The organism is Agrobacterium sp. DKPNP3 (assembly GCF_052686535.1).
In genome coordinates this window covers 20,139-46,189 of record NZ_JBQYSN010000032.1, presented here as the reverse complement: position 1 = coordinate 46,189, position 26,051 = coordinate 20,139, and the positions used below count along the sequence as shown (strand labels likewise).

General features: G+C 57.9%; 20 protein-coding genes and 2 pseudogenes. 11 read left to right on the top strand and 11 right to left on the bottom strand.

Annotation, left to right across the window (positions count from 1 at the left end; genetic code table 11):
• Positions 1 to 98 precede the first annotated feature (98 nt).
• The 7 genes and pseudogenes from ACUTJJ_RS11400 (at position 99) to ACUTJJ_RS11370 (ending at position 8,300) form a co-directional block, all read left to right on the top strand.
• Positions 99 to 2,314, top strand: a pseudogene (locus tag ACUTJJ_RS11400) (Tn3 family transposase).
• 291 nt (positions 2,315 to 2,605) lie between these two features.
• Positions 2,606 to 3,244, top strand: a complete 639-nt coding sequence (gene paoA / locus ACUTJJ_RS11395; protein WP_445542222.1) for an aldehyde dehydrogenase iron-sulfur subunit PaoA — start codon at positions 2,606 to 2,608, stop codon at positions 3,242 to 3,244.
• The gene (locus ACUTJJ_RS11390; protein ID WP_445542221.1) at positions 3,241 to 4,191 is read left to right on the top strand and encodes an FAD binding domain-containing protein; all 951 of its coding nucleotides are present in this window, start codon (positions 3,241 to 3,243) and stop codon (positions 4,189 to 4,191) included. Before paoA ends, ACUTJJ_RS11390 begins: the two co-directional genes overlap by 4 nt.
• Positions 4,192 to 4,194: 3 nt before the next feature.
• Positions 4,195 to 6,393, top strand: a complete 2,199-nt coding sequence (gene paoC / locus ACUTJJ_RS11385; RefSeq protein WP_445542220.1) for an aldehyde oxidoreductase molybdenum-binding subunit PaoC — start codon at positions 4,195 to 4,197, stop codon at positions 6,391 to 6,393.
• A gap of 49 nt (positions 6,394 to 6,442) precedes the next feature.
• Positions 6,443 to 7,366 carry an XdhC family protein gene (locus tag ACUTJJ_RS11380; protein WP_445542219.1) on the top strand — a complete coding sequence of 308 codons (924 nt, stop codon included), beginning with the start codon at positions 6,443 to 6,445 and terminating at the stop codon, positions 7,364 to 7,366.
• Between the two features lie 50 nt (positions 7,367 to 7,416).
• Positions 7,417 to 7,746, top strand: a pseudogene (locus tag ACUTJJ_RS11375) (radical SAM protein); the annotation flags it as partial.
• Positions 7,747 to 7,802: 56 nt separating this feature from the next.
• Positions 7,803 to 8,300: a nucleotidyltransferase family protein gene (locus tag ACUTJJ_RS11370; RefSeq protein ID WP_445542218.1), complete on the top strand. Its 498-nt coding sequence runs from the start codon at positions 7,803 to 7,805 to the stop codon at positions 8,298 to 8,300.
• 187 nt (positions 8,301 to 8,487) lie between these two features.
• Here the strand turns inward: ACUTJJ_RS11370 and ACUTJJ_RS11365 are convergent, their stop codons facing one another.
• The 3 genes from ACUTJJ_RS11365 to ACUTJJ_RS11355 form a co-directional block, all read right to left on the bottom strand.
• A complete protein-coding gene (locus tag ACUTJJ_RS11365) occupies positions 8,488 to 8,913 on the bottom strand; it encodes a copper resistance protein (RefSeq protein ID WP_445542217.1) in 426 nt (141 codons plus the stop codon).
• A gap of 317 nt (positions 8,914 to 9,230) precedes the next feature.
• A complete protein-coding gene (locus ACUTJJ_RS11360) occupies positions 9,231 to 9,722 on the bottom strand; it encodes a cytochrome b (RefSeq protein ID WP_445542224.1) in 492 nt (163 codons plus the stop codon).
• A gap of 119 nt (positions 9,723 to 9,841) precedes the next feature.
• The gene (locus ACUTJJ_RS11355) at positions 9,842 to 10,366 is read right to left on the bottom strand and encodes an NUDIX hydrolase (protein WP_445542216.1); all 525 of its coding nucleotides are present in this window, start codon (positions 10,364 to 10,366) and stop codon (positions 9,842 to 9,844) included.
• A gap of 470 nt (positions 10,367 to 10,836) precedes the next feature.
• Between ACUTJJ_RS11355 and ACUTJJ_RS11350 the strand changes: the two genes are divergently transcribed.
• Both ACUTJJ_RS11350 and ACUTJJ_RS11345 read left to right on the top strand, forming a co-directional pair.
• A complete protein-coding gene (locus ACUTJJ_RS11350; protein ID WP_445542215.1) occupies positions 10,837 to 11,250 on the top strand; it encodes a hypothetical protein in 414 nt (137 codons plus the stop codon).
• On the top strand, positions 11,193 to 11,687 hold the full coding sequence (locus ACUTJJ_RS11345) for a molybdopterin dinucleotide binding domain-containing protein (RefSeq protein ID WP_445542214.1): 495 nt from the start codon (positions 11,193 to 11,195) through the stop codon (positions 11,685 to 11,687). The genes ACUTJJ_RS11350 and ACUTJJ_RS11345 overlap by 58 nt, the downstream gene beginning before the upstream one ends.
• A gap of 222 nt (positions 11,688 to 11,909) precedes the next feature.
• On the opposite strand, the gene ACUTJJ_RS11340 is transcribed toward ACUTJJ_RS11345, so the two are convergent.
• The 6 genes from ACUTJJ_RS11340 to ACUTJJ_RS11315 form a co-directional block, all read right to left on the bottom strand.
• Positions 11,910 to 13,247 (bottom strand): LLM class flavin-dependent oxidoreductase, encoded by a 1,338-nt coding sequence (locus ACUTJJ_RS11340; protein ID WP_445542213.1) that lies wholly within the window; start codon positions 13,245 to 13,247, stop codon positions 11,910 to 11,912.
• Between the two features lie 10 nt (positions 13,248 to 13,257).
• On the bottom strand, positions 13,258 to 13,980 hold the full coding sequence (locus tag ACUTJJ_RS11335) for an ABC transporter ATP-binding protein (RefSeq protein ID WP_445542212.1): 723 nt from the start codon (positions 13,978 to 13,980) through the stop codon (positions 13,258 to 13,260).
• Positions 13,977 to 14,828, bottom strand: a complete 852-nt coding sequence (locus ACUTJJ_RS11330) for an ABC transporter permease (RefSeq protein WP_445542211.1) — start codon at positions 14,826 to 14,828, stop codon at positions 13,977 to 13,979. Before ACUTJJ_RS11330 ends, ACUTJJ_RS11335 begins: the two co-directional genes overlap by 4 nt.
• A gap of 13 nt (positions 14,829 to 14,841) precedes the next feature.
• Positions 14,842 to 15,822 (bottom strand): ABC transporter substrate-binding protein, encoded by a 981-nt coding sequence (locus ACUTJJ_RS11325; protein WP_445542210.1) that lies wholly within the window; start codon positions 15,820 to 15,822, stop codon positions 14,842 to 14,844.
• A 360-nt stretch (positions 15,823 to 16,182) separates the two neighbouring features.
• Positions 16,183 to 17,637: an ATP-binding protein gene (locus ACUTJJ_RS11320; protein ID WP_445542209.1), complete on the bottom strand. Its 1,455-nt coding sequence runs from the start codon at positions 17,635 to 17,637 to the stop codon at positions 16,183 to 16,185.
• A gap of 537 nt (positions 17,638 to 18,174) precedes the next feature.
• Complete coding sequence (locus tag ACUTJJ_RS11315) at positions 18,175 to 20,457, bottom strand: KAP family P-loop NTPase fold protein (protein ID WP_445542208.1); 2,283 nt, start codon at positions 20,455 to 20,457, stop codon at positions 18,175 to 18,177.
• Positions 20,458 to 20,950: 493 nt separating this feature from the next.
• Between ACUTJJ_RS11315 and ACUTJJ_RS11310 the strand changes: the two genes are divergently transcribed.
• A complete protein-coding gene (locus ACUTJJ_RS11310; protein WP_445542207.1) occupies positions 20,951 to 22,204 on the top strand; it encodes an ATP-binding protein in 1,254 nt (417 codons plus the stop codon).
• A gap of 288 nt (positions 22,205 to 22,492) precedes the next feature.
• Here the strand turns inward: ACUTJJ_RS11310 and ACUTJJ_RS11305 are convergent, their stop codons facing one another.
• Positions 22,493 to 23,593, bottom strand: a complete 1,101-nt coding sequence (locus tag ACUTJJ_RS11305; protein ID WP_445542206.1) for a citrate synthase/methylcitrate synthase — start codon at positions 23,591 to 23,593, stop codon at positions 22,493 to 22,495.
• A gap of 94 nt (positions 23,594 to 23,687) precedes the next feature.
• Between ACUTJJ_RS11305 and ACUTJJ_RS11300 the strand changes: the two genes are divergently transcribed.
• Positions 23,688 to 24,869 carry a citrate synthase family protein gene (locus tag ACUTJJ_RS11300; protein WP_445542205.1) on the top strand — a complete coding sequence of 394 codons (1,182 nt, stop codon included), beginning with the start codon at positions 23,688 to 23,690 and terminating at the stop codon, positions 24,867 to 24,869.
• Positions 24,870 to 25,764: 895 nt separating this feature from the next.
• On the opposite strand, the gene ACUTJJ_RS11295 is transcribed toward ACUTJJ_RS11300, so the two are convergent.
• Positions 25,765 to 26,025 carry a hypothetical protein gene (locus tag ACUTJJ_RS11295; protein WP_445542223.1) on the bottom strand — a complete coding sequence of 87 codons (261 nt, stop codon included), beginning with the start codon at positions 26,023 to 26,025 and terminating at the stop codon, positions 25,765 to 25,767.
• Positions 26,026 to 26,051: the final 26 nt, after the last annotated feature.

Here is a 26,051-nt window from a genome sequence, read left to right as displayed (position 1 = left end):
GGAATCTGGTCGGGCTGACAGAGCGGATAGCCTTTCTGCGGCAGCTGGAGATCGATCCGACGTTACAGGCGCGCATATCAGCAGGACGGTGGGGCCAGATGATCCGGGAGGGTAACGCAACCCCGGCCTGGCTTGCCAACGACTTCAATGCCAGCCGTCACCACGCTCTGATTGTGGCTCAAGTCATCAAGCTTTGTCAGAAGCTCACGGACGATGCGGTGACGATGTTCATCAAGCTGATGGGTAAGTTGTTCTCGCAAGCCAACAACCGAAAGAAGCAGCGGCAGATGGACTGCAGAGCGAACACCGCCAAAGCGCTGCGCATGTTTCTCGATACGATCACCGCGCTGCAGTCCGCCAACAACAATGGTCGGAATGCAATGGATGTTCTCGACCAAAGAGTCGGCTGGGATCGACTGCTTCGGATGAAGCCTGAGCTCGAGTCGATGGTCGACGACAACGAGGCGCCGTCGTTGATCGTAGCAGCCGAGCAATATGCGACCGTCCACAAATACACTGGTGCATTCCTTCAGGCATTCACGTTCCGCTCGGCGCTTCGCCACGATCCACTTCTAGCGGCAATTGCGCTGCTTAAACGGCTTCATGCCGAGAAGCGACGGACGCTCCCTGATCGCGTCCCGCTCACCCACCTAAGCCAAACTGACCGGCGGCTCATCTTCGAACGAGAAAACCCTGATCTCCGACTCTACGAGATCGCAACGCTCGCTGCTTTGCGAGACCGGCTTCGATCTGCGGAGATATGGGTCGACGGCAGCCGATCTTTCCGGCCCATTGACGAGCATTTGATGCCGCGAACAACATTCATCACGTTGAAGGAGGAGGATCGTCTCGGATTAGGTGTCCAAGCTGATGGCGCGCAGTGGCTTGCCGAAGCGCGTCAGATGCTCGACTTCAACCTGCAGCGTCTGGCGCACAGGGCACGATCCGGAAAGCTCGAAGGAGTTCGTCTTGAGGCCGGAACGTTGATCATCACACCAACCGCCAGCGAAATCCCTGCGGCCGCCGAGGCACTGAATGCCGAGATCAGCGATATGTATCCGTTGGTCGAGGTTCCCGATCTGTTAAGGGAAGTGCATGAATGGACCGGCTTTGCGGATCAGTTCACGCATGTTCGGACCGGCGACGTACCAAAAAATGTCTCTGCAATGCTCGCTGGTGTACTGGCCGATGCTACGAACCTTGGCCCCAAACGAATGGCGGGCGCTTCCAAAGGGATTAGCGCTCACCAGATTGGGTGGATGCGCACATTCCACGCGCGATCGGAGACATACCGCACGGCTCAAGCGTGCATCACCGATGCCCAACCCAGCATCCGCATTCGCGTCTTTGGGGCAATGGCACAACATCTTCGTCAGACGGCCAATTCTTCCGTGCGAGCGACCGAGCCGCAAAGCGCGGCGATGTCAATTTGCATTACGGTAGCGAACCCGGATCGAAATTCTATAGCCATCTGTCAGATCAATACGGCTACTTCAGCATTTTGCCCATCAGTCCCACCGAGAGCGAGGCGGCCTATGTGCTGGACGGGCTCTTCGATCAGGACACGGTACTCGATATCCAGGTGCACTTTACCGACACTGGCGGTGCCAGTGATCATATATTCGGGCTGTTCGCCTTGATCGGAAAGCGGTTCTCACCAAGACTGCGTAATCTCAAAGATCGGAAGTTCCATACGTTCGAGAAGGGTGATGCATATCCGGCTCTGTCGAACCACATCGGGGCGCCGATCAATGCCAATCTGATCCTCGACCATTGGGACGATCTGCTCCATCTTGCGGCGTCGATCACGACGCGGTCCGTGGTGCCATCTACCATCCTCAAGAAATTGTCCGGAACGCCAAAGCAAAGCCATCTCGCGAGGGCGCTCCGCGAATTCGGCCGTATCGAAAGGTCGCTCTTCATGATCGAATGGTACTCAAGTCCGGCACTACGGCGGAGATGCCAAGCTGGTCTCAACAAGGGCGAGGCCGCTCATAAGCTGAAACGCGCTGTGTTCTTCCACGAGCGGGGCGAAATCCGCGACCGGTCGTTCGAGAGCCAAGCATTCCGCGCCTCTGGTCTCAACCTCGTTGTCAGTGCAATCGTCCACTGGAATACAGTCTATCTCGACCGCGCAATCACGCAGTTGAAGCGAGAGGGTCGAAATATTCCCGATACTTTGTTGAAGCATATTTCGCCGCTCAGTTGGGAGCACATCAACCTTACCGGCATCTACACCTGGGATGCCGAACACCAGATGCCCGACGGATTTCGATCGCTTCGACTGCCAGCAGGGGTACGGCTAATCGCATAAGTTCCCCTTCCGTTCGCTCTTAGCGTACGATTTCGGACTGCTCTTGTTCCCGCCCCTATTATTCGGGTCCGGGATAACCCAATTGTGCGCCAAATGCGCTGATCACCGGGAACAAGTTTGCGGCCTGCAACTTCCGTTAAATGGGCCGCGCGATCATATTGCATTTATGAACCTAGCTAATAGGTGCATGCGAGCGAAAAGGGGTAATCCTCCTCAATTGCGGCTCTAGATTCGGAGTGGACGTGGGGCTCTTTCCCTGCACGTTCCGTAATCGGAAGCCAGGAGATCGAAATGCCGACATCAATCCAACTGGAACTTTCCCGACGAGAACTACTTGTATCGTCGGCCGCGACGGTAGCGGTCGCAGCGGCCGCTACGGATGTCCGGGCGGCAGATACGAGGGGAAAAGCCTTGCAGAACACTACGGAAGTCGCCCTTGATGTCAATGGGCAGGCACAGCGCTTGACGCTGGACAATCGCACCACGCTGCTGGATGCCCTTCGCGAGCATCTGCATCTGACCGGTACCAAGAAGGGCTGCGATCACGGCCAATGCGGCGCCTGCACGGTGATCGTCGATGGACGCCGCATCAATTCCTGCCTGTCGCTGGCCGTGATGCATGAAGGCGACAAGATCACCACGATTGAAGGACTTGGGGAGCCCGGCAATCTGCATCCGATGCAGGCGGCCTTCGTCAAGCACGATGGCTTCCAGTGCGGCTATTGTACGCCCGGACAGATCTGTTCCTCCGTGGCGATGCTCGAGGAGATCAAGGCGAACATCCCGAGCCACGTCACCGAAAATCTCACCGAACAGGCGGCCCTCACGTCCGAGGAAATCCGCGAGCGCATGAGCGGCAATATCTGTCGGTGCGGGGCCTATTCCAACATTCTCGATGCGATCAACGAGGTAGCGGGAGTGCCGGCATGAGAGCGTTTACCTATGAACGGGCATCGACGGTAGAAGCTGCGGCAAACGCGGCAGCCGGCAACCCGGAAGCAAAATTCATCGCCGGCGGCACCAATCTTCTCGACCTGATGAAGCTCGAGATCGAAAAGCCGTCGCATCTGATCGATGTCAACGGCCTTGGCCTCGACACGATCGAAAAGACGCCGGAAGGCGGCGTGCGCATCGGCGCGCTGGTGCGCAATACCGATCTCGCGGCCGATGAGACGGTACGCCGCGACTACGGACTTCTGTCGCGCGCGCTTGTGGCCGGCGCATCCGGTCAGCTGCGCAACAAGGCGACAACCGCCGGCAATCTGCTTCAGCGCACGCGCTGTCCCTATTTTTACGATCCCAACCAGCCCTGCAACAAGCGCCACCCGGGCAGCGGCTGTTCCGCCATCGGCGGCGTCACCCGCCAGCTCGGCGTCGTCGGTGTGAGCGATGCCTGTATCGCCACCCACCCGAGCGACATGGCGGTGGCTATGCGGGCGCTGGATGCGACCGTTGAAACCGTGAAGCCGGATGGTGCCAAGCGCGCGATCCCGATCGCCGATTTCCATCGCCTGCCGGGCGATACGCCACATATCGAAACGGTGCTGGAGCAGGGCGAGTTCATCACCGGCGTCACTCTGCCGGCGCCGATCGGCGGCAAGCAGATTTACCGCAAGGTCCGTGACCGTGCCTCCTATGCGTTCGCGCTGGTCTCGGTCGCAGCCGTCATCCAGCCCGATGGCAACGGGAAGGTCGCCGTCGGCGGCGTGGCCCATAGGCCTTGGCGTGTCGAAGCCGCCGAGGCCGAACTTCCGAAGGGCGCGCGGGCCATGGCATCAGCGCTTCTGGCGGATGCGCGGCCAACCGAGCAGAACAAGTTCAAGATCAGCCTGACCGAGCGCACGATAGGCGCCGTCCTGTCAGAGGCGAGGGGATAAGTCATGCAGTTCGACAAACCAGCAACGACCAATCCGATCGATCAGCTCAAGGTCGTCGGCAAACCGATCCACCGCATCGACGGCGAGCTGAAAGCCACCGGTCGCGCCATGTATGCCTATGAGTGGCACGATCCTGATCTGCGTTATGCCTATGGATATCCGGTCGGCTCGGCCATCGCCAAGGGACAGATCACCGCGATCGACAGCGCCGCGGCAAAGAAGGCGCCGGGCGTTCTCGGCGTCGTTACCACCCTCGACGTCGGCGATCTGCAGAAGGGCAAGCTCAATACCGCCAAACTTTTCGGCGGCAGCGCTATCCAACACTACCACCAGGCCGTCGCGGTCGTGGTGGCGGAAACCTTTGAGCAGGCTCGCGCAGCAGCGGCTCTGATCCGCGTCGATTATGCGGCGGAAAAGGGTGCGTTCGACCTCAAGGCCGAAATGGCCAATGCCGAGACGCCGGATCCTTCCACGGAACCGGAAAGTGCGGCTGGCGATTTCCAGGCAGCCTTTGCGGCAGCCCCGGTGACGCTCGATGCCGAATACACAACGCCCGACCAGTCGCATGCGATGATGGAGCCGCATGCCTCTATTGCCGCGTGGAACGGCGATGAGGTGACGGTCTGGACCTCCAGCCAGATGATCGACTGGTGGCGTTCGGATTTTGCCATCACGCTCGGCATGGACAAGGAAAAGGTGCATCTGATGTCGCCGTTCATCGGCGGCGGCTTCGGCGGCAAACTGTTTCTGCGCGTCGATGCGGTTCTGGCGGCATTCGCGGCCAAAGCTGTCGGGCGTCCCGTCAAGGTCGCGCTGCCGCGCCCGATGATCTCCAACAACACCACCCACCGTCCGGCAACGATCCAGCGCATCCGCATCGGTGCGGAGCGTGATGGCAAGATCACCGCGATCGGGCATGAAAGCTGGTCGGGCGATCTTCCGGGCGGCGGACCGGAGACGGCTGTGATGCAGACACGTCTGCTTTATGCCGGCGAAAATCGCATGACCGCGATGAAGCTGGCGACGCTCGATCTGCCGGAAGGCAATGCCATGCGCGCCCCCGGCGAAGCGCCGGGCCTGATGGCATTGGAGATCGCTGTCGATGAGATGGCGGAAAAGCTCGGCGTGGATCCGATAGAGTTCCGCATCAAGAACGACACCCAGGTCGATCCCGAAAACCCGGAACGGCCGTTCTCGCATCGCGATCTCATCGGTTGTCTCAGGCTCGGGGCCGAAAAATTCGGCTGGAACCAGCGCGCCCGTGCTGGCGCACGGCGAGAGGGCAACTGGATGATCGGCATGGGCGTTGCGGCGGCCTTCCGCAACAATCTCGTGATGCCGTCCGGCGCACGGGTGAAACTCGGCCAGGATGGCGTGGTCATCGTCGAGACCGACATGACCGATATCGGCACCGGCAGCTACACGATCATCGCCCAGACGGCCGCCGAAATGATGGGCGTCGGTGTGGACAAGGTCGCGGTGCAGCTGGGTGACTCTCGCTTTCCCGTCTCGGCGGGATCGGGTGGTCAGTTCGGCGCGAACTCCGCGACATCAGGAGTCTACGCGGCCTGCGTCAAGCTGCGCGAAGCAGTCGCCAGCAAGCTCGGCTTCAACTCGGCGGATGTGGTGTTCGAGAACGGCGAAGTCCGCTCAGGCAACCGCGCTGTGGCGCTGGCGGAAGCGGCCGGACCTGATGGGCTTGTTGGCGAGGATACGATAGAGTGGGGCGATCTCACTAAGACGCACCAGCAATCGACGTTCGGTGGCCACTTCGTCGAGGTCGGTGTCGATATCGCAACGGGCGAAACGCGTATCCGTCGTATGCTTGCCGTTTGTGCGGCCGGCCGCATTCTCAATCCGATCACGGCGCGCAGTCAGGTTATTGGTGCGATGACGATGGGTGCCGGCGGTGCTTTGTCGGAAGAGCTTGCGGTCGACACCCGCCATGGCTTCTTCGTCAACCACGATCTCGCCGGCTACGAGGTGCCTGTGCATGCGGACATTCCGCATCAGGAGGTGATCTTCATGGACGAAACGGACCCGTACTCGTCGCCGATGAAGGCGAAGGGCGTGGGCGAGCTCGGGCTGTGCGGCGTATCGGCGGCGATCGCCAACGCTATCTACAACGCGACCGGCGTGCGTGTGCGGCATTACCCGATCACGCTTGACAAGCTGATTGGCGATTTGCCGGACGTTGCCTGATCATAGGCGGTGGCCGACCATGGCCACCGCACTTTCCCGAGGACTTAAGTTGAGCGACACTGTGATCACGACGACGCCGAACCCCGTCCGGGCAGACTCGGTCGACAACCCTGCCGATATTCTTGGTTTTGCCGTTGAGGCAGCGCAGCACGGTGGCGCCGCCCTCGCGACCCTCGTCGAGATAGGAGGTGGTGCCGCCCGAGCTCTTGGTGCGCATGTCGCCGTTGCATCCGACGGGCGGTTTTGCGGCTATGTTTCAGGCGGGTGCGTTGAGGCGGCCGTCGCGGCCGAGGCCCTGGAGGCGATCGCTGAAGGCCGGGACCGGATCGTCAAATTCGGCGACGGCTCACCGTTCTTCGATATCATTCTACCCTGTGGCGGGGGCATTACCATCGCCATTCATGTAATTCGCGACGCTGACGTGGTGAGACAGGCTTTGCGCGATCTGGCCGAGCGCAAATCAGTGGCACTGGCTTATATGACGGACACCCAAAGTCTTGTGCGCCTAGAAAAAGTGCCCCCGCGTTCGGGTTGGCGCGACACGGAGTTCGTGTCCGTCTATCGTCCAGCCACCCGTGTCGTGATCTCAGGCCAGACGGGTGAGGCGGAGGCTGTGCAGCGTTTGGCGGAAGCCTCTGGTTATGAGGTAAAGATTGTCGACTCGGGTACGGCATCGCAGGCGACTGCTTTTGATGCATTCACTGCAGTGGTGTTACTGCACCACGAGCTGGATCTCGAGGAAGACGTCCTCGGGAAAGCTCTCGCATCCCCGTCTTTTTACGTCGGCGCTCTCGGAAGCACACGCACGCATCACCGACGCATTGAACGGCTGAAATCAAACGGCATTCCTTCAGAAGCTTTCGATCGTATCAAAGCGCCCATCGGCTTGTTCGGCCCGACACGGGACTCGACGGCTCTTGCCCTTTCCGTTCTGGCCGATATCGCTGCTGCGAGACTGGAGACGTTTGGATGAGTACGACGCTTTTAGGAAGGGCGGAGGCTCGTTCAGACTCCAAGGCAGGCATGCCGCATCTGGCGCCTATGATTGACCCGTTCGGTCGCGCGGTCACCTATCTGCGCGTCTCCGTCACCGACCGTTGCGATTTCCGCTGCACCTATTGCATGGCGGAAAACATGACCTTTCTGCCGAAGAAGGATCTTCTCACGCTCGAAGAGCTGGACCGCCTGTGTTCCGCCTTCATCGCCAAGGGCGTGCGCAAGCTGAGACTGACCGGCGGCGAGCCGCTGGTGCGCAAGAATATCATGCATCTTGTGCGCTCGGTCGGCCGCCATATCGAAACCGGCCATCTGGATGAACTGACGCTCACCACCAACGGATCGCAGCTCGCCCGCACAAACTGTTAGCCGAGTTCGATGGTGTTCCGCTAGTGAGAAGATCTGCGGAAACGATGCTCCGTTCAAAATTGGATTGTGTGACTGTCGTGACTGGACATCGATCTTTTGAAATCGAAGCGGCACTGTGGGGGCTGCCGCTCTTTTCAGCTTTCAACAAGGAGTTCGTCCAAGGGATGGGCACTTCGCTCGCTTGTGGTTTTCGGAACATATCACACGCAAACTTGGATGGCGTGCTTGTCATGCTTGCTGACATGCCAGACATCACCGCCGCTCACATCAATGAACTCCTGATGGCATTCCAATCCAGCGAAGCCATGGTGGTGCGAGGCTCGGATAGGGGAAAGCCTGGGAATCCGGTCATCATGCCATCCGCATTGTTTTCTAACATGTGCAAACTAGATGGTGACCAAGGTGCCAGGGACGTGCGTCGACGACGATTAGTTCCCATTCGGTTGGTCGATATTGGGTTCGCTGCCTTAAAGGACGTTGATACTACTGACGAGGTTTTAGCGGCAGGCGGCAGGATAGAGGCGAGCGAGCTACCTCAATAGGATAGTCTGCTGAAAAAAGAATCCAAACTGAGACAACCGCGGGGCGCGGGTCCATATCCCCTCAAGACCTTAACTCAACCCATTTGGTCTACTCGTGCTGATACCATTGAGAAAGGCGCGCGGTAAGCGGACGCCGCTTTAAATTCAGCGTGAGGGATCGGCGACATAAAGGCCGCCGATCCTGTGCTCACTTGACTGCTGTCAATAGTGCATGCATTCCAGCCTCGTAGTGACCTTTGATGTTGCATAGCAGGAGGTACGAACCAGGTGTGAGTTTGGTCTTCAGCGACCCGTCGGAACCCGGCTTGAGCTCAGATACCTCACCCAGGCTTTTGAGCTGGTGTTCGTCGACACGGTGCTTGCTTTGCAGAACCGCTACTTTCTGGTCAGCAGATTTGAGTTTGACAAGAACCATTTCGTGTTCCTCAGTCATCGCATCGTTGTGGACCTGGAATATCACATCGCCAGCCTTCACGGTCGGCTGATCGACGGTCAATGACATCGTGCCACCACCTTCACCTTCTTCCATGACCTTGACAATCGTTGCGGCAAAAGACGGCGTTGCAACGCAAAGTAAAGCGCCTACCGCCAAGATATTTTTGTAGTTCAGCATGCGGCCATTTCTCCTCAGTGTTAGCCCAGCGCCTCGGGAGGTACGAGCGCAAACTGATGCCCACCTGAAACTATAAACATCATGGAAATCGGCGGACGTGCGCGTGGCCTGTTCAGCTGAGAGAGCTAACCGGTTCCGTAGCTCGGTTTTAGATCGCTTGCGCTTTACGATGCGGGGCAGGCTTCAGGTGCCGCGCACAACCTGTCCTTCAGCCATTTACTCCCGCCTGCGTTCATCGGCTTTGAGCGTGGGTATCGCATTTTCCAATGCCAATCGCGTCCGTTGCTCTGAAACCGTTTGCAGCCGACGATACAAGTTCAGCCGACTGTCATTCGGCGCAGAACATTTGTCCGGAAATAGAAGTGCTGGACAAGCGCTCCAAGGGCATGTGCCGCAATAACGGCCCAGAGCATGGCCTTCAAAATATCTGCGTGAATCGAGCCAGCTACATCGATCCCGAAGTAGTACGCTGCAATCCTCGAAACTGGCATGAGGTACATCAGTGCGTAAAGCAGAAGGTGAACGATCTTGGCTATCAGGTGAAGTGCCAGCGGTTGACCTGCAGGCTCAGCCGGAACACCAGTCCGCCACCGCAGGACAAGGCGAATAATGGCAAGCAATATGATGGCAATTCCGAAATATGCATGAAAGTTCGCGCTCGAGACATCCGCAGCCGTTGGCGTCTGGCCGTGTCGGATCATGCGGTGCCAGGCGTTCATGGCGTCTGGAAACAAAAGGTTGAAGATCACTAGAAGAGCGACCGCCCAGTGAAGGAAACATTGAAAGATGGAATAGGAGTGCGGCTTCATGCAGATGCTCCGTCGAGTTTCTGGATTAGTCGCCGCATCAGCTGACGGATACCTGAAACCCAGCATTGCCGATGCAATATCCTTGCTAAGCGGTACCGGCGGCTGAGCCATTTCCCTGGTCAGGTGCCTTTACGTTTTCCTCTTGGCTTAAAATCGACGAGCAACGACTTCAGCTCCAACTCGCGTACGCGCCGGGCCGCTTCATCCGGCTCCACCCATGCGATACGGCGCTGGCCCTTCTCTTTGAACTCTTCTTGTTGAACGGTCACCTCGATTTGGAAGAGGTCGACGATCTTTGGAGCAACGTCGCCATCATCGAGGACTTTAAGGTAGGTGTACCGGCCGACGGCTGTCTTTCGCACAATGCCTCTGACCCCAGCTTCTTCCCAAGCCTCAACCGCGGCGGCCTCGTGGGGCTTTTTCTTTTTCATCGGCCAGCCCTTGGGTACGATCCATCGACCGGTGTCTCGCGATGAGATGACAAGTACCTCGACCTTCGAGGTCTCCCCCACATAGCGAAAACAGACTGCACCGTATTGCTGCCGGAACGCATCGGAGAACAGCTTCTCTCTTTCCCCGGCGAGCTGTGCTAACAGAGACGGACGCTTCTTTGGAATATCGGCGGTCTGCTTCTTACCCACCATATGGATCATCCGTGAACCACCACATGGTAGCTGCCGACGACGGTGGCACATAGGGCAGACACTCGCTTTGACTCTCGCAGAGAACCGCATCCACAGGATTGATGATAATCATGACTCGATAGCGTGGAAGATTTCGCGCCGCCTAAGCTGCGATAGTCCTGTTCTCGGCCTTTATGCTCTGAGACACACGGTGACCGCTTCTGGCGCGAAGCGGAAGGCGGCAGGAGACCCGAGGTGACCACTTGCTAACCACGAGGAGCCTTTGCAGCGGCCGTTCAAATCTCAGAACCCTCAGTCGTATCAATCCGACGGGCTAGCTTGGCAAGATCAAGGAACACGACTCCGATTCCCATCAAGATCGGATAATGTTCCAGCTATTCCCAGAGCAAAATAGCATATTTGATTTCAACTGCTTAGATGAGAAAAGAAGCGGGTCGGCGATCTGCCGCCAACCCGCTTACGAAAGGGTCTTGAGAACCCTGCCTGACGGGATGACGGATTACGACGTCTTTGCCCGGTTGGCCAGGCGGCTGGATGTCGAAGAGGCGTTTACCGAGGGAAGTTCAACCGAGGACTGGTTGCGACATCTGTACGGTCAGGCGACCGAAAGCGCCGGAGCGGCGGGGTTTCCGCTTCCCGAGTTCGACGAATTCTGGCAGGGGGGTCCGATTGTCTTGCCTGAGCCCAACAGCCAGCCGAGCCTGCTGGAAGATTTCCGTGCCGATCCCCTCGCCAACAGGCTGAAGACGCCATCCGGGCGGATCGAAATTCTTTCTTCGACAGTCGAAAGCTTTGGTTACGACGACTGCCCCGGTCACCCCCGTGGATGGAACCGCACGAATGGCTGGGCGCGGCAAAGGCTGCGCATTTCCCTTTTCATCTGATCTCAAACCAGCCAGCCGGCAAGTTGCATAGCCAGTACGACAATGGCAGCGCATCGCGTCAGCTGAAATCGCAGGGCCGGGAACAGGTCAGGATGCATCGTCAGGACGCTGAAGCAGTTGACCTTGTCGAAGGTGATGTCGTCAAGCTGTTCAACGAGCGAGGTGCCTGTCTCGCAATTGTTTCGATTGCTGCAGACATTGTGACCGGAGTGATCCAGATGTCGACCGGTGCCTGGTTCGATCCGCAGACAAGCGCCGAAGGGCATTCACTGGAAGTGCATGGAAACCCGAACGTCCTGACGCAGGACGTTGGCACGTCCAAGCTTGCGCAAGGGACCTCTGCTCATTCCTGTCTGGTGGGGATCGAAAAATACCCCGGTGTCGTCCCGGAGATCACCGTCTTCGACCAGCCGGAGTTCAGCGTGCGCCTACTTTGAAAGGGTGACTTGCGCCGACGCTATGGCGTGCGCGCGGGTTCCATAACAGTGACTTATGCCGCAAACGACGCGCCCGCGTGAACCGGCTTGAATTTCAATTATCTATAGAATTTGATTCAGCAGGTCGGAGGTTCCTATCCACTCAAGAGCTGATGAAAAAAGCCTGAGCGGCTCCACCTCTGTCTGGATCAGCTTGGATCCGAGTGATCAAGAAGTTTAATATTAAGCCGATCGCGCCAGTGCACTTGGCCACGCCACAGCGTTCAGCCCGAAATGCGAGCGCAGCGTGCTGCCTTCATAGTCATGCCGGAACAGGCCGCGCTTTTGCAGAATTGGAACGACCTCGTCAGCAAAGAGTGCAAGCTGACTGTTGATGATCGGCGGCATCACGTTGAAGCCGTCAGCAGCACCAGTCTTGAACCAGTCTTCGACAATGTCGGCGACCTGTTCCGGCGTACCCGTTGCCACGAAGTGCCCGCGGGCACCCGCGAGCTTGCGAAGCAATTGCCTCAGGGTCAGGTTTTCCTTGAGCGTCATATCGATATAGCCGACCACCCGGCTTCTCGAGGCCTCGACGGCGTTCGGGTCCGGGAAGTCGTCCGCGGTCAGCGGGCGGTCCAGCGGCAGGCTGCTGAAGTCGTGGCCACCGAAACGTGCCGAGAGACGCGTCAAGCCGACATCCGTGCTGGTGAGATCGTCGAGCTCCTCCCAGACCTGCTCAGCTTCCCTGGTGGTAGACCCGATCGCCGCGCTGATGCCCGGCAGGACAACGATGTCGTCCGGGCTGCGCCCGTAACCGACAGCCCGGCTCTTCACGTCCGTGTAGAATGCCTTGGCGGAGTCCTTCGTCATGTGAGCGGTGAAGATGGCCTCGGCCCATCTTGCGGCAAAGCCGCGGCCCGCATCGGATTGTCCGGCCTGGATGTAGACCGGGCGGGACTGAGGGCTTTCCGGAACGTTGAGTGGGCCTTTCGTACGGTAGTGCTGGCCGGCATAGTCCGCCGGCGTCATCCGATCTCGATCGAGATATCGTCCGCCTTCGCGATCGTCGAGGACCGCGTCGGCCGGGAAGCTCTTCCAGAGGGCATCGACCGCCTCCACGAACTCCTCCGCCAGCTTGTAGCGGTCGCCGTGATCGACATTCTGCTGGAGCCCGTAATTCGCCCCTGCCTCAGGAGCCCAGGACGTGACGATGTTCCAGCCTGCGCGGCCGTTTGAGAGATGATCAAGCGTCGCGAACTGGCGCGCCAGCGTATAGGGCAGACTGTAGGTGGTGGAGGCCGTTCCGATGAGGCCGATTTTCTGTGTATGGGCTGCAAGCAGGGAGAGAAGGACGATCGGCTCGAGCGATCCCGAGGATGCAAGGCCGCTGCTGTTGCCGGCCGCCAGCGTGTCGGCAAGGAACACGGCATCGAACTTCGCCCTTTCGGCAATCGACGTGGCCTCGACATAAAGAGCAAGATCGGTGAGAGCCTTGTGGTTAGACTTCGGGTGCCGCCACGCGCCTTCGTGGTGACCGCGGGACATCAGGAACAGGTTCAGGTGCAGATGGCGCGACATCGGGTGCCTTTCAAATGCTGTCGGCTTCGACGCCGAGGCTCTTAAGCAATTTGGTTCGGAGGGAGGAGACTTCGGCTTGGTGTTCGTGGCGAGGATGGGGAAGCGAGATCGCGTGATCTTCGGCGATGCTTCCATCTTTCAGGACAAGGATACGGTCGGCCAGAAGCAGGGCTTCGTCCACATCATGAGTGACCAGAATGATTGTCGGTCTCTTGCGCTCCACGAGGCGCATCAGCAGAACCTGCATCTTCAGGCGGGTAAGCGCATCAAGTGCACCGAAGGGCTCGTCGGCAAGTAAGAGGTCCGGCGTGCGCAGCAGGGATCTCGCCAGCGAAGCACGCTGCTTCTGCCCTCCAGACAGCGTGGAAGGCCATACGTCTGCCTTGTCGGCAAGCCCGACATCCTCGAGCATGGTGGCCGCGGCAGCTTTAGCGTCCGTGCGGCGCAGACCGAGCGTCAGGTTGTCGATAACCGTTTTCCACGGAAGAAGGCGGGAGTCCTGAAAGAGGACCGAGATGCTCTCCGGCGTGCTGAAATGCCCCCTGGTTTCGGCGTCGTCGTCGAGCCCCGCAAGAGCCCGCAGCAGTGTCGTCTTTCCCGAACCGGATTCGCCGAGCAGGGCGACGAACTGTCCGGCGGGGATATCCAGCGAGATCCGGTCGAGGACAGTCTTGCCCTTGAAGCTGCGGGATAGGTCGCGAAGGACCACAGCGTGGGTGACATGTGCGTTCATGAGCCGAGAGCCCGTCTGTAGGAAAGCGCTCTGGTTTCGATGAACCGTACGACCGCGTCGGAGAGGAGGCCGAGCAGGGCATAGATGATGATGCCGACAACGATGATGTCCGTCTGGCCCCAGTCCCGAGCCCGGTTCATCAGGTAGCCGATGCCCGTCTGGGTGTTGACGAGCTCGAGCACGACCAGGGCCGTCCAGCAGAGGGCGACGGCGAGCCGCAACGAGACGAAGAAGCCGGGCAGGGCACCGGGCAGCGCGACATGCCGGATGAACTCAGCGCGGGTCAGCCCAAGAGTGCGGGCGAGCTCGACAAGACCGATATCAATGCCACGCAGCGCCGCATGGGTGTTGATATAGACCGGAATGAGGACGGCGGTGAAAATCAGGAAGACCTTCATCGCCTCGCCGATGCCAAGCCAGATGATGACGAGCGGAATGAGGGCGAGTGTCGGCACCGCCCGCTTGATCTGCACGAGGCCATCGATGAGCGCTTCCCCGGTGCGCGTCAATCCGGAGAGAAGAGCGAGGATCACGCCGGTGATGACGCCCAGAAAAAGCCCTGAATAGGCGCGGGCTGCCGAGGCTGCGAGATGCGGCAGCAGGCTGCCGTCCAGCAGCATGTCGTAGCCCGTCGCGATTGCTGTCGAAGGTGCCGCGAGCGTGCTCGGAGACAGCAGGCCCAGACGGGAAGCGGCTTCCCAGACGATCAGGACGATGGCAGGACCCAGCAGCCGCAATCCAGGTGGCAGTTTGGCAGGCACGAGCCGCGTCGACCTCTTGCGGACAGCAAGATATAAGTGCCGATCCGTCTGCCCTTTCACAATCCTGTCGGTTGAAATGTCCGTCATGCGACCTCCGATATCAGCGAGACTGCTCGATGACCGCGTCGAACGTGTCTACGAAAGATCCCTTGGCGTCAAACTGCTCCTTTAGGGACCCGGCCTGGTAGAGGATGTCGATCAGTTTCTGATGGTGGGGGATCGCCTCGACCGACGTCTGGAAGACGAGCGGCGACTGACCGGCGAGGATTGCCGCGGCGTCATCCGGGGAGACGCGCTGGAAGTCAGTATAATAGAACTTCGCCCAGTCCTTGTCGTGTTCGTTGCTCCATTTTCCGGCCTTCACGAAAGCGGCCAGAAACTGCTTGATGGCCTCAACCTTCGCGGGATCAGCGAGCGCTTCGGGACGGGCATAGAAGTAGGACGTGCTCGGCAGCAGCCATCGCTCCTCAGGGTCGAGTACAGGGCTTGCCCCTGCTTGTTTGGTGAGCCGCGTGACGAAGGGTTCCTGCAAGACGGCGACGTCGACGGCTCCGGAGCGCAGTGCATCGGGAAGATCTGCCACGCGGAGATTGACGAGCGTGACGTCCTCAAGTTTCAGGCCCGCCCTGTTCAATGCCTCGATCAGGAATACCTGGCGGCCCGATCCTTCGACATAGCTGAGTTTCTTCCCCTTAAGCTCGGACAGCTTCTCGATCTTGAGACCCGGGCGGCTCGTCAGTCGATACTGAGCGACCTCACGCGTGAACGTCCCGACAATCGGCAGAAGCGTTCCCGATGCGCGCGCCTGAATAGGTGGAGTATCGCCGACATAGGCGATGTCCAGAGCGCCTGCCCTGATCGCCTCGAGAATGGCCGGTCCGCCGGCAAAGTTGGGATATTCTACATCAAACCCAAGGGACTCCTGCTCGCCGCTCGCCTCCAGCAGGTTGCGCACCAACTCCGATTGATCGGCCACGATGAGCTTGGTTGTCGGTTCCGCGGCGTCGGCAACGGGAGCAACCAGGGTAAAGGCGAAAAGAAGTGCGGCGGCAGAGGTGCGCAAGAAAATTCTACGATACAAGGAATTCGCTCCGATTTCAGCCTGCAAGGTTGCGCACGGCCGGTTAGGTTGGAAATTCCTTTCACTTTATCAATACTCGACTAAGTCGATAGGGTTACCTGATGCGAGTTATCGCGGGATCCGGCATTTCCGTTCTCTTGTCGGAGGTATTTGATAGATGAAAATTCCAGATAGCCTTCTGGGAAGGCGCGAGGTTTCGCGATATAGCCGGAGTTAGGCCCGTCATTGATGACCTGCAGGGCGCCCGTTGACCGGGCGAAGTGCCATCCAATGATAAGCACTACGCTCCCAAGGCCAGAAGACTGCGGGTCGTAAGTTCGTATCTGCTCAAGGCGTTAGGCAATGACGTGCCGGAAATGCTTAAGCTGCCCAGTAGGGCACGTATCGTGCATTGCGCTTGCCTTGGTCAGGATCGGCAGGAGCGATGCGGCCGAGTTTGATTGACTCGGCGATTACGGCGGAGACAGCCTGATACTCCTCCGGAGCCAGCGAGAAGCGCTCCCGGAGCGTCGCGTTGCTCATATAGTCATGGGTGAGCCAGCGCAGGACGCTGTGGAAGAAACATGCCCGCAACTTCTCAGCCTTCGACATCTGGCCGAAGAGCTTCGGCGCAAACAACACGACGCGCATCGAATTTTCAGACGAGATAAAGTCCGGAGCGGGCAGGTGCTGCGCCTCGATTTCGATCAAAGTCTTGTCAAGGCCGCCCCCGCGCTCCTCGCAAAGCCCGAACGAACGCATGGTGGCAGCCAGCTTCTCGTTTCTGGAGCGGCGCTCGTCGAGAATGCGGTCGGTGCTGATCAAGGAATTGCCCGGATTGGTGACTTCGAGGCGGTTCTCATAAATTTCGACGACAGGGCCGACCCCGGTTGCCATGAAATCCTGGTGGATGAGGGCATTGGCGATCACTTCGCGAACAGCCGTTTCAGGAAAATGTGGCGCCATGCGCCGTACGCCATCAACGTATCGCTCTTCTTTTGGCAATCGCTCCATCAGAAACCGCATCATTCCCGTAAAGCCAACGGCGTATCCCTTCTTACCCTCCTGCTCAAAGTCTGAGCGAGATTTATCGCGGCCGGCGTACTTGACGATGCGAACAGTCTTTCCCGCGATGGACGGAAATACAGTGACATCACGCGCCAACATGATTGCGCCCAGATTGGTGATGTCGAACCTTCCCTCGAGATTGTCGAGCAGGAAGCCTGCATCGACCATCTTTCGAATGATCTCCTGGGGATTCTTCGGCTTGGGTTCGCCCGTCAGATCATAAATCGGGTCGGCGTCGAGCATCGCGAAGACATCGTCCGCGGTGACGTTCGATGAGGCGACTGCGGTTTCGAAACGCCGGCGGCCGGTCGCTATCCAGAGAGCTCGCTCGTGCTCGGGAAATTCGGCGAGTTTTTTCTTGTTTTCGCCGATCCGGACAAATTCCGTGCCGGCGAATTTTACAGGCCGTTCATAGGACGGCTCAATGGCGATGACGGAATAGGCCAAACCATCACAGACAAAGTCGAGAACCTCAGTGAGTACGCGCGGCTCGACCATTCGGGCCAGCCAGTTGGTGAAATCCTCATTGCCTTGTTTGAGTTGCTGCAGGCGAAGCTCTGTGCCAACCCTGTTCCTCGAACGGTCTTCGATTCCGAATACAAGGAAGGCGCGATCTCGCCCCGCTAGCATTGCCGAATTTGCAAGCGCGGACACATATTCCCCGATTTCGCGCGGGTCCTTGTTGTTGACCTTGAATTCCAGCCATGCGCTTTCGGTGGGTTCTTGCAGCAATCGGTTGAGAAGCGCGCAGGGGTCGTGAATCGGCATGGTGAGTCCTCTTTTATCCCCATTATATCAGATTCGGCCGGTTCAGAACCTATTTCCAATTGAAGTCCGCGAAGAATTGCAAACAAAAACAAAGTGATGCCGTAAAGCCCTCGACGTGGATTTTTATCCGCGTTTTGATGGAAGGGCTTATGACGATCGCTTTGCAGAGAGAGGGGTCAGCCGTTCCTTTTTATCCTGATTTTGTCAGAATCTGAGCCTCTTGGCCATCCGATATGAGTAAAAACAACTAGATAGGAGGTCAAACGAAGGACGGCTTATATCACCGTCGTTGGTAGAGGATCAGCGCTTTATAGAGCTTGATACTACGCTTAGAGCATCTGGAATTTAGATTTGAAGTGCCACATTTGGTCAGCTGTGACTGGCGTCATGCCGGAGGACTGCGGTACCACTTCCATGGACACGATCCCAAATTATAATCTTCTGGCAGCTGGTATCGGACGCGCAAGGTTCGCGGAGCAGTGTGTGTGTCCCAAGAAATAGATTCTATCGACCGGAAAAACCGAATCAGCGGTCAAATTAGACTCCAGATCGCGCGCCGGGATCATCCTCCGGCGCCTTTTGAAACCGCTCCAGGATCTGCCGTTCCGAAGGGGCGAGATCGGATTTTCCAAGTAGATCCGACACCCGCGTCCGGAAGCGTGCGATGTCGAGCAGGGCCCCTAGCGATTTGAGGTTGACATACTCGTAGGTTCGCGAAACTCGGTCACCGAGCGAGCCAAATCCTCCCAAGTCATAAGAAAAGGACTGGCTAATGACGGCATCGGCCATCTTCAACACGAAAGCGTCGTTGTCGAGTTGGACATCAGTCCAGGCGCGAACTTCATCGGGCGTCGCGCGGTCACGCCAGCGATATAGAATGAACTCGATATCCGGCACCTGCAAAAGCGTTCCGTCCTCCGCAGCCACGCGGATACGATTGGCCGAGAGTTCGACAAGCCAATCGACCGTCTCGTCATCGACAAAATTCTCGGATCCGCGGTCTTCGTCCGTACCACGCTTGAGCTTCAGATCCTGGCATCGCCCTGTTAGATCGATGAGCCAGCTGACGCTCGATGTAGGCGCGGCCTCACGGATCATCGCCGTTCTGGTCTGAAGATCGAACCGGTCGAGGAGCAGCCCGTTGAGCAGCCAGTGAATACGAAGGTGGTTCGACCCGTAGTCACCGAAGCCGCGGGAGACATCGGAATTTAAATTGATTTCGTCAGCGACGATAAACAGGTCCGTCAAAAACGGGCGAACATCTCCCTCGGCAATGTCGGCTGCGCGTATCCGCAGCTCCTGCAGCGCCAGTGCGACTCGAGTTCCCTTCTTCCGCCGGCGGGGCGTCCTGGCGTATTGCCTAAGTGCGGCGGCAGTCATCCCCAGCTTGCCTGCATTGGCGACAAGCGCATCGCTCTCACTTGCTGTAATAGCATCATCGAGTACGGCAAATGCGAAATAGGTCGAGAAATGGGGAGGGGAGCAGATCAACCTGTCGCGCGTCCACCGGCTATCGTCCGAATACCACATGTTTCCCCAGATCGAGTCGAGGCGAGGAAACAGGCGACGGAGCGCGATCTTTATTTCCTCTCGCCGCCGCGGTGGCAGGCCATCAAGGAAAATCGCATCATATTCCTTTTTGAGTTCTTGCTGATTGTGGTTTCGCTCTGATTGACGACCGACAAGCATGCTTGCGTGGTTCCGGATCGCTTGATGGAGTTCTGGTAGGAAAACGCGCAACGCTTCGATCGCGAGAAAGTCGGCTCTGTCGACATTTTCCTGTACAGCAGGCCATGAAACCTTGATCGAATTCGATAGGCGAACGGCATCGCGCGGCGTTTTTATAAGCGGTGCAACGACGTCATAGAACACATTCCAGAACCGTTGGATTTTCGCTTCCGGCGGGGCGGCCATCACCGACTCGACGGTGGATAGCAATTGTTTGCACAGGTCATCGGGATCAGGGTTTGGCAGGTCGAATGCACCTTGGATGACCTTTTCGAGATAGCTTGCCCCTTCGGCCGGGAAACGTTCAGCAACCATCTTTTCGGCAAGGTGCCGGTCGAACGCCAGCAAGTATATGACATTGGGCAACCGTCCGACGGACTTTATCAGCTTGAAGACCTGCAAGGCATCATCGGTGCCGAGCCGGTCTATGTCATCGAGAATTATCAGGAACCTCTTGTCTTGGTTGGCAAGTGCCTCGGCAAGCTTCCGATGTTCCTTTTCCACGGTGCTGTCTAACCGCGAGAATTTTTCGATCAAGGATGCGCCGCCGGCGACGGCGGCACCTGCGGCGGGAGTTGCCGCTAGCGAAGCGAGACCACCAAGCAGCGGCCCTGCCGAAGACAGGCGACTGCCCAAGGTCGCCATGGCCTCTCGTGCCTTTTCATCGAGGGATTTTCCGACGGTCGCCCTCAGTTCCTGGAAGAACGAGATCGTTAAAGCTTCCGCGCCAGAAAACCACCATGGGTTAAAAACGGTCGGGACGACCTCCTCTTTTGCCACACTGTCGGAAAGATGATGAAGAATGAGATTGACGGCGCTACTCTTGCCCGCACCCCAGGCTCCATTGATGGCATAGACCAGACCGTCCTTCGCGTCAGCTGCCACTATGCTCTTAGCGATCGCCTGGGCGAAGGGATCAATACCAAAGGCATCGTGCTCAGGGAGTTTAATAGGGGAGTCGCCGGACAAGCTGACTGCGGGGACGTCGGCGGCGTTAAATAGCGTCTCCGAAATAGTTTCGGACTGCTTCTCCGTTTTTGACACCTCAACATCAACCTTTGCGTTGAAGAAACGATCTATCCAGCCCCGCATTGCCCACCCCAGCCTCAGACACCTCTCCGAAATAAGGGACAGCGAACGGCTTCACAATATGTGTGCCGCGAGAGCTGCGAGTAAGTCGGAAAAGTTGTTAGGGGGTGTGTTCGCAACGCAAAACGGGAGGACGTGACCTGAACGACGGCGCGATGAGATTGTTTGCGAGGATTTGCTCTCGATCAACGCCGCGAATGCAGCCTGATCTGAGATTTTGTGCTGCGAGATGCTGGAGGCCAATGCGTGGAATTTTCGATAGATTTCATCTGGTCAAATGTCCAGGTCGCCGGTTCGTATCCTTTCAAGGCGAACACCGCCGCAAATTGTTTCCATTTTCAAGTTGCGGACGTAGCTTGCCGGGAAGTCTCTCCGTCACTGATTTCGAAAAATGAACCGGAAACCTCAGTCTTGAGTTTGAATTGGACGAACGGATTATTTAAATCAGACGGGAAATCGCTTTAAATTAGACGACAATTGGTTTATGAATTGCCGTATGAAAACTGATGGCGTCACCCGCTTGTATATTGAACGTAAAGCGAAGCCAATCGTTGATGCGGCTCTTGCAGACACGCGTGTTGTTTTGATCTCTGGGCCGCGACAAGCAGGTAAAACAACGCTTGCGCGGCAATTTTCAGACCCAGATCGCCCCTACCTGACGCTAGATGATGCAGGCACATTAAGCGCTGCGCGAGCCGATCCAACAGGGTTCATTCGAGGCATCGACAAGGCTGTCATCGACGAGATACAGCGCGCACCTGAGCTGATGCTCGCCATCAAAGAAAGTGTGGATCGGGATGAACGGCCTGGCCGATTCCTTTTGACTGGGTCCGCGAATCTAGCGACGGTTCCAGCTATAGCTGACTCACTTGCCGGCCGGATGGCGGTCGTACCACTATTGCCATTTGCTCAAGCCGAGATCCAATCAACCTCTGGGCAGTTACTCGATAAAATTTTCAATGGCGACGAACCGGCGATCGGAGAGAGAGCCGTGTTCGGCGACGATCTTATGGAGATTGTTCTGAAGGGAGGATATCCGGAGGCATTGCGTCGTCCGACGGCTGCCCGCCGGGCGGCATGGCTTGAAGACTATGTCGCTCTCATTCTTGATCGAGATGTCCGTGATATCGCAAATATCGACCAACTCGATCGGTTGCCAAAGTTGCTGAATATGCTTGGTGAGCATGCAGGCCAGCTCGTGAACCATAGCAGCTATGGATCGGCATTGGGATTGTCGAGCGTCACCGCAGGCAAATACGTAGCTATACTGGAGCGCCTTTTCTTGGTGCGCACACTTCCGCCTTGGTCGAACAATCGATTGAGCCGGCTCGTAAAAACCCCAAAGCTGCATTTTGTCGACACCGGTCTTCTCGCGAGCTTGCGAGAGGACGGCCTGGATAGTCTTCGACGCGACAAGACCCGGTTCGGCGCGCTACTGGAGAGTTTCGTTGTATCTGAACTGTTGAAGCTTGCCTCCTGGTCAGAGCGCCGTTTGACGTTTTCACATTATCGAACAAAAGATCAGGATGAGGTCGATATCGTGATCGAAGACCGCCGTGGTCGCGTGGTTGGAATTGAAGTCAAAGCATCCGCTACGGTCAAATCAGATGATTTTAGAGGTCTTCGCCAACTCGAGCAGGCGGTGGGTGATCGTTTTGTGCGGGGACTGGTTTTACATGACCATGATCGTGTAACGCCGTTTGGGGAGAAGCTGCGCGCTGCACCGCTTTCTATCCTTTGGACAATGTAGCTGCACTGCAGAACCACCATTGAGCCATTATTCGAACCGCTAACTGCGGTGGGTCTCCCGATGGAGCACCTCGAACTTTCATAAACCGTTGATGCCAGGTCTTTGGATTCGGGGATATGCGCGCGAATCCTTTCAACTGCAAATGTGGTCTTTAGGCCGGCAGTTGGGCCAAAGTGGCCGCCGACCAACGCAACAAGCGAGACTGCTTATTATTGGGGGCTTGAGAGATGTAACCTCTTTCCCGATGAAGCCAGGTGGTATTTATGTTCCCCAATGCTACGCAAAATCTCACCTTGGATGCGGACCGATATAGCGGGATTGTGGGCGAATGAGGCGTCCTGTGCGCTCCTGTTCCAATACATGGGCGGTCCAGCCCGCCATACGCCCGGCCGCAAAGACATTGGTGAAGCTATCGCGCGGAAAACCCACGGCTTCCAGCACGAGTGCGGTATAGAATTCGACATTGGTCTGCAGAGGGCGCAGAGGCTTCTTTTTCTTGAGAAGTGCTAGTGCTGCTCGCTCCACTTTACTGGCAAAGGCAATGCGGTCAGAGCCCTCCTTCAGGGTGGAAACAGCGTGTTTCAGCACGTCGGCGCGCGGGTCACGCACGCGGTAGATCCGGTGGCCGAATCCCATAAGACGTTCTCCGCGCCCTAGCGCATCCAGCAGCCAGGGTTCGATTTCTGCCTCGGTGCCAATGGCGTCAAGCATATCCAGCACCGGGCCCGGTGCACCACCGTGAAGTGGACCCTTCAAGCCGCAAAGCGCACCGACAACCGATGAAAACAACCCGGCCTCGGTCGATGCGATTACCCGGGCAGTGAAGGTGGAAGCGTTCAGCCCGTGATCGGCAACGGTGGTCAGATATGTATCAAGGGCGCGTACTTTCTCGGTCGAAGGCAATGTGCCGGACAGCATTCGCAGGAAATCCGCAGAATGGGTAAGTGACGCGTCGGGTGCCATCGGTGCAAGCCCCTGCCTGTTGCGGATGATGGCCGTGGCAAAGACCGGCACGGCTGCGACAGCCACTAAATGATGCGGGGTGGTTTCATCATCCGGCAACGATGACAGCAGAAGTCGCAAGGCCTCGACGGAGGTGAGGGCGGACAGGCCCGGAAGGTGAAGCTGCATCAGTTCGAATGTGCGCAGCCGCGCCTTACCCAGTTGCGAACGAATGTCTTCGGCTGTGATTTTCATCGCCGTCTGCCCGGACCAAAGAAGTTCCAGCACCTGTTCGAAAGTCCAATCGGCCAGTTCCGCCAGATGATAGCCCCGAACGACAAGCTCGCCCGCCTGGCCGTCTACATGACTGAGCATAGTTTCGGCGGCAACGACATCATCAAGGCCGGGAGCGGGGTTTTTGGCGGCAACAGCGGGGGTGGCAGGCATGGTCAATCTCCTCATTCAACGTGAAACATGCTTGAGGATGCTGCGGTGCACATATATGGTCAATCTTGATTCATATAATCAATACGAGATCATCATGGTGCATTCCGACAAGTTCATGACCGCCGATCGCGCTGCGGCCGAATTGGGCATCAGCCGAGCAACGCTCTACGCCTATGTAAGCCGTGGGTTTATCCACGCGAGCGACGCAGCCGACGATCCGCGCCGTAGGCTCTACAGCGCACACGACATCGAAGCGCTGAAGAAGAGAAAAAGCGTTGGGAGGCGTCCCCGGCAGGTGGCTGCGGCTGCGCTTGACTGGGGGTTGCCCGTGCTCGAGTCCGGCATTACTGAAATTGCGGAGGGCCAGTTACGTTATCGCGGTCAGGACGCTCTTGCTCTTTCGCAGACGGCGAGCCTTGAGGATGTTGCCCGGCTGCTATGGGACTGCGGCGAAGCTGATCCATTCGATGATATCAAAGCTGTTCCAACGCCGTGGCCACAACCGATACTAGGCTTTGCCAGAAACCTGCCACTGACAGAGCGGTGCCAGGCTCTTCTCCCTCTTTTAGAAGCGGGCCGGGTGACCGCCTGGCAGCGTGACAACCGGCGTCTTTGGCCTGGGGCCGCAGCCATGTTGCGGGGTATCGCCGGTGCCTGCATCTCAAGCCAACCGAAGACGCAGGCGGTTCACCTGTTCTTAGCGGACGCATGGCAGACGGACGCGGCGGGTGCTGATCTCATTCGCCGGGCCCTGGTGCTGCAGGCCGATCACGAACTCAATGCCTCGGCATTTGCGGTTCGCGTCGTCGCTTCGACGGGGGCATCGCTGGGCGCCTGCCTGAATGCGGGGCTTTCCGCGCTGAGCGGCCCCCTGCATGGCGGCATGACAAGCCTTGTCGAACTTTTATTCGACGAGCTGGAGAGATATGGGGATGTCGAGCGGGTCATCGACGAGCGCCTGCGCCGGGGTGAAGCCATTCCCGGCTTTCATCATCCGCTCTATCCGGACGGTGACCCACGAGCGACTGGCCTGCTGCCCTATCTCCCGCCGGATGCGCAACGCGACGAGCTTCTGCAGATGATGAGCGACACTGCCGGGCAACTGCCGACCTGCGATGTGGCGCTCGTCAGCCTCCGGCGAAGCCTGAAGCTGCCGCGCGGTGCGGCACTCGCACTTTTTGCCGTCGCACGAACCGTCGGCTGGGTCGCCCATGCGCTGGAGCAGAAGCTGGATGACAAGCTGATCCGACCCCGGGCCCGCTATGTCGGACGATAGGCGCTCACAATGCCGCTGGAGCGAGTTCAAAACTTGGAAAGGTCAGCATCGGCGGCTATTTGAACCGTGAGGTCGTGACCGTGATGGTTGACGTGCACACCCACTACGGCAGTTCATGCCGGCGACCGGCTCGTCGAACCGCGCCAAACCTAATGAAATTCGCAAAGCTGACGAAGTACCTGCAGAGGGGGATGCCGCTACAGATCGACATCCGCGCCGGCGGCGAAGTCCATTATCTCAGATTTGGAATATGATTGAACCAAGCGCAAAGAGGGTTTTCTTTTAACTGGGGCGCCAGCGCTATGGCGACAGCGCCTTGAGAGCTTGAGTGGCAGCGGCTCAGAGATACGGCTCAACGCGTATCCTGGAGCTGCTCATGATTTCGACGTCCCAACCGCGAACGCGAGCACGTCTATTTCGGCCATAAGCTCAAATGCGATGCCGCAGTAACTGACCAATCCGAACGGGACGTCTCTGCTTTCTTTCGTACGATTTGAATCCACACTCCAACACGCCTCCGCTCGCTCTTCTCGACAGCTGGCCCGTACCCATCAATTTCCGAAACGGACGGTTGTAAGTTCCGGATTGGACGAAGTCGTAATCCGAATTGGACGCATGTAAACTCCGACCTGGACGCATCGGCAACCCTAGGATTTGGTAGAGCGCAGGAGGAAAAATAGATTGAAAGGGGAAAATCCCTCTGACCTCGTCTATCCGAGAGGCGCAGCCGAGCGAATTAGGGTCGCGCTCGAAGATACGCCGGTCGTACTTGTGAACGGACCGCGGCAGTGTGGCGACAACGTTGGCGCGAACCCTGCGTCAGACAGATCGTCCGTATTTCAACGGATATTGTAGCAAATGCCGCAGCCGACTGTGACATCTCCGACCTTGTAGGTCACGACATCCTCACCGCGACGAACGGAGTCATACTCGCGGTAGACAATGCCTTCAGGCGTTTCGACATCAAAAAGTTGAATCTTGCGGTACGGGCGATCTGTTCTCCCTCCGGTCCCAACACCAATGACGTATTGTAGAAGCCCTCTCCATCCTTCTCGACGATGGATCCCGCGTGCAGGGTGACACCGTGTCGCGCTGCAGCCTTTGACAGGAAGGACCAAGTCTCGCCACCGGGAAATCTTTCGGCACTGGAGGGCATGGCATTTCTGTCATCATCGAAAAAAG

Coding starts and splice junctions, on each gene's coding strand:
- paoA (WP_445542222.1), top strand. CDS start 2,606: ATGCCGACATCAATCCAACTGGAACTTTCCCGACGAGAACTACTTGTA.
- ACUTJJ_RS11390 (WP_445542221.1), top strand. CDS start 3,241: ATGAGAGCGTTTACCTATGAACGGGCATCGACGGTAGAAGCTGCGGCA.
- paoC (WP_445542220.1), top strand. CDS start 4,195: ATGCAGTTCGACAAACCAGCAACGACCAATCCGATCGATCAGCTCAAG.
- ACUTJJ_RS11370 (WP_445542218.1), top strand. CDS start 7,803: ATGCTCCGTTCAAAATTGGATTGTGTGACTGTCGTGACTGGACATCGA.
- ACUTJJ_RS11365 (WP_445542217.1), bottom strand. CDS start 8,913: ATGCTGAACTACAAAAATATCTTGGCGGTAGGCGCTTTACTTTGCGTT.
- ACUTJJ_RS11360 (WP_445542224.1), bottom strand. CDS start 9,722: ATGAAGCCGCACTCCTATTCCATCTTTCAATGTTTCCTTCACTGGGCG.
- ACUTJJ_RS11355 (WP_445542216.1), bottom strand. CDS start 10,366: ATGGTGGGTAAGAAGCAGACCGCCGATATTCCAAAGAAGCGTCCGTCT.
- ACUTJJ_RS11345 (WP_445542214.1), top strand. CDS start 11,193: ATGGAACCGCACGAATGGCTGGGCGCGGCAAAGGCTGCGCATTTCCCT.
- ACUTJJ_RS11340 (WP_445542213.1), bottom strand. CDS start 13,247: ATGTCGCGCCATCTGCACCTGAACCTGTTCCTGATGTCCCGCGGTCAC.
- ACUTJJ_RS11335 (WP_445542212.1), bottom strand. CDS start 13,980: ATGAACGCACATGTCACCCACGCTGTGGTCCTTCGCGACCTATCCCGC.
- ACUTJJ_RS11330 (WP_445542211.1), bottom strand. CDS start 14,828: ATGACGGACATTTCAACCGACAGGATTGTGAAAGGGCAGACGGATCGG.
- ACUTJJ_RS11320 (WP_445542209.1), bottom strand. CDS start 17,637: ATGCCGATTCACGACCCCTGCGCGCTTCTCAACCGATTGCTGCAAGAA.
- ACUTJJ_RS11315 (WP_445542208.1), bottom strand. CDS start 20,457: ATGCGGGGCTGGATAGATCGTTTCTTCAACGCAAAGGTTGATGTTGAG.
- ACUTJJ_RS11310 (WP_445542207.1), top strand. CDS start 20,951: ATGAAAACTGATGGCGTCACCCGCTTGTATATTGAACGTAAAGCGAAG.
- ACUTJJ_RS11305 (WP_445542206.1), bottom strand. CDS start 23,593: ATGCCTGCCACCCCCGCTGTTGCCGCCAAAAACCCCGCTCCCGGCCTT.
- ACUTJJ_RS11300 (WP_445542205.1), top strand. CDS start 23,688: ATGGTGCATTCCGACAAGTTCATGACCGCCGATCGCGCTGCGGCCGAA.
- ACUTJJ_RS11295 (WP_445542223.1), bottom strand. CDS start 26,025: ATGCCCTCCAGTGCCGAAAGATTTCCCGGTGGCGAGACTTGGTCCTTC.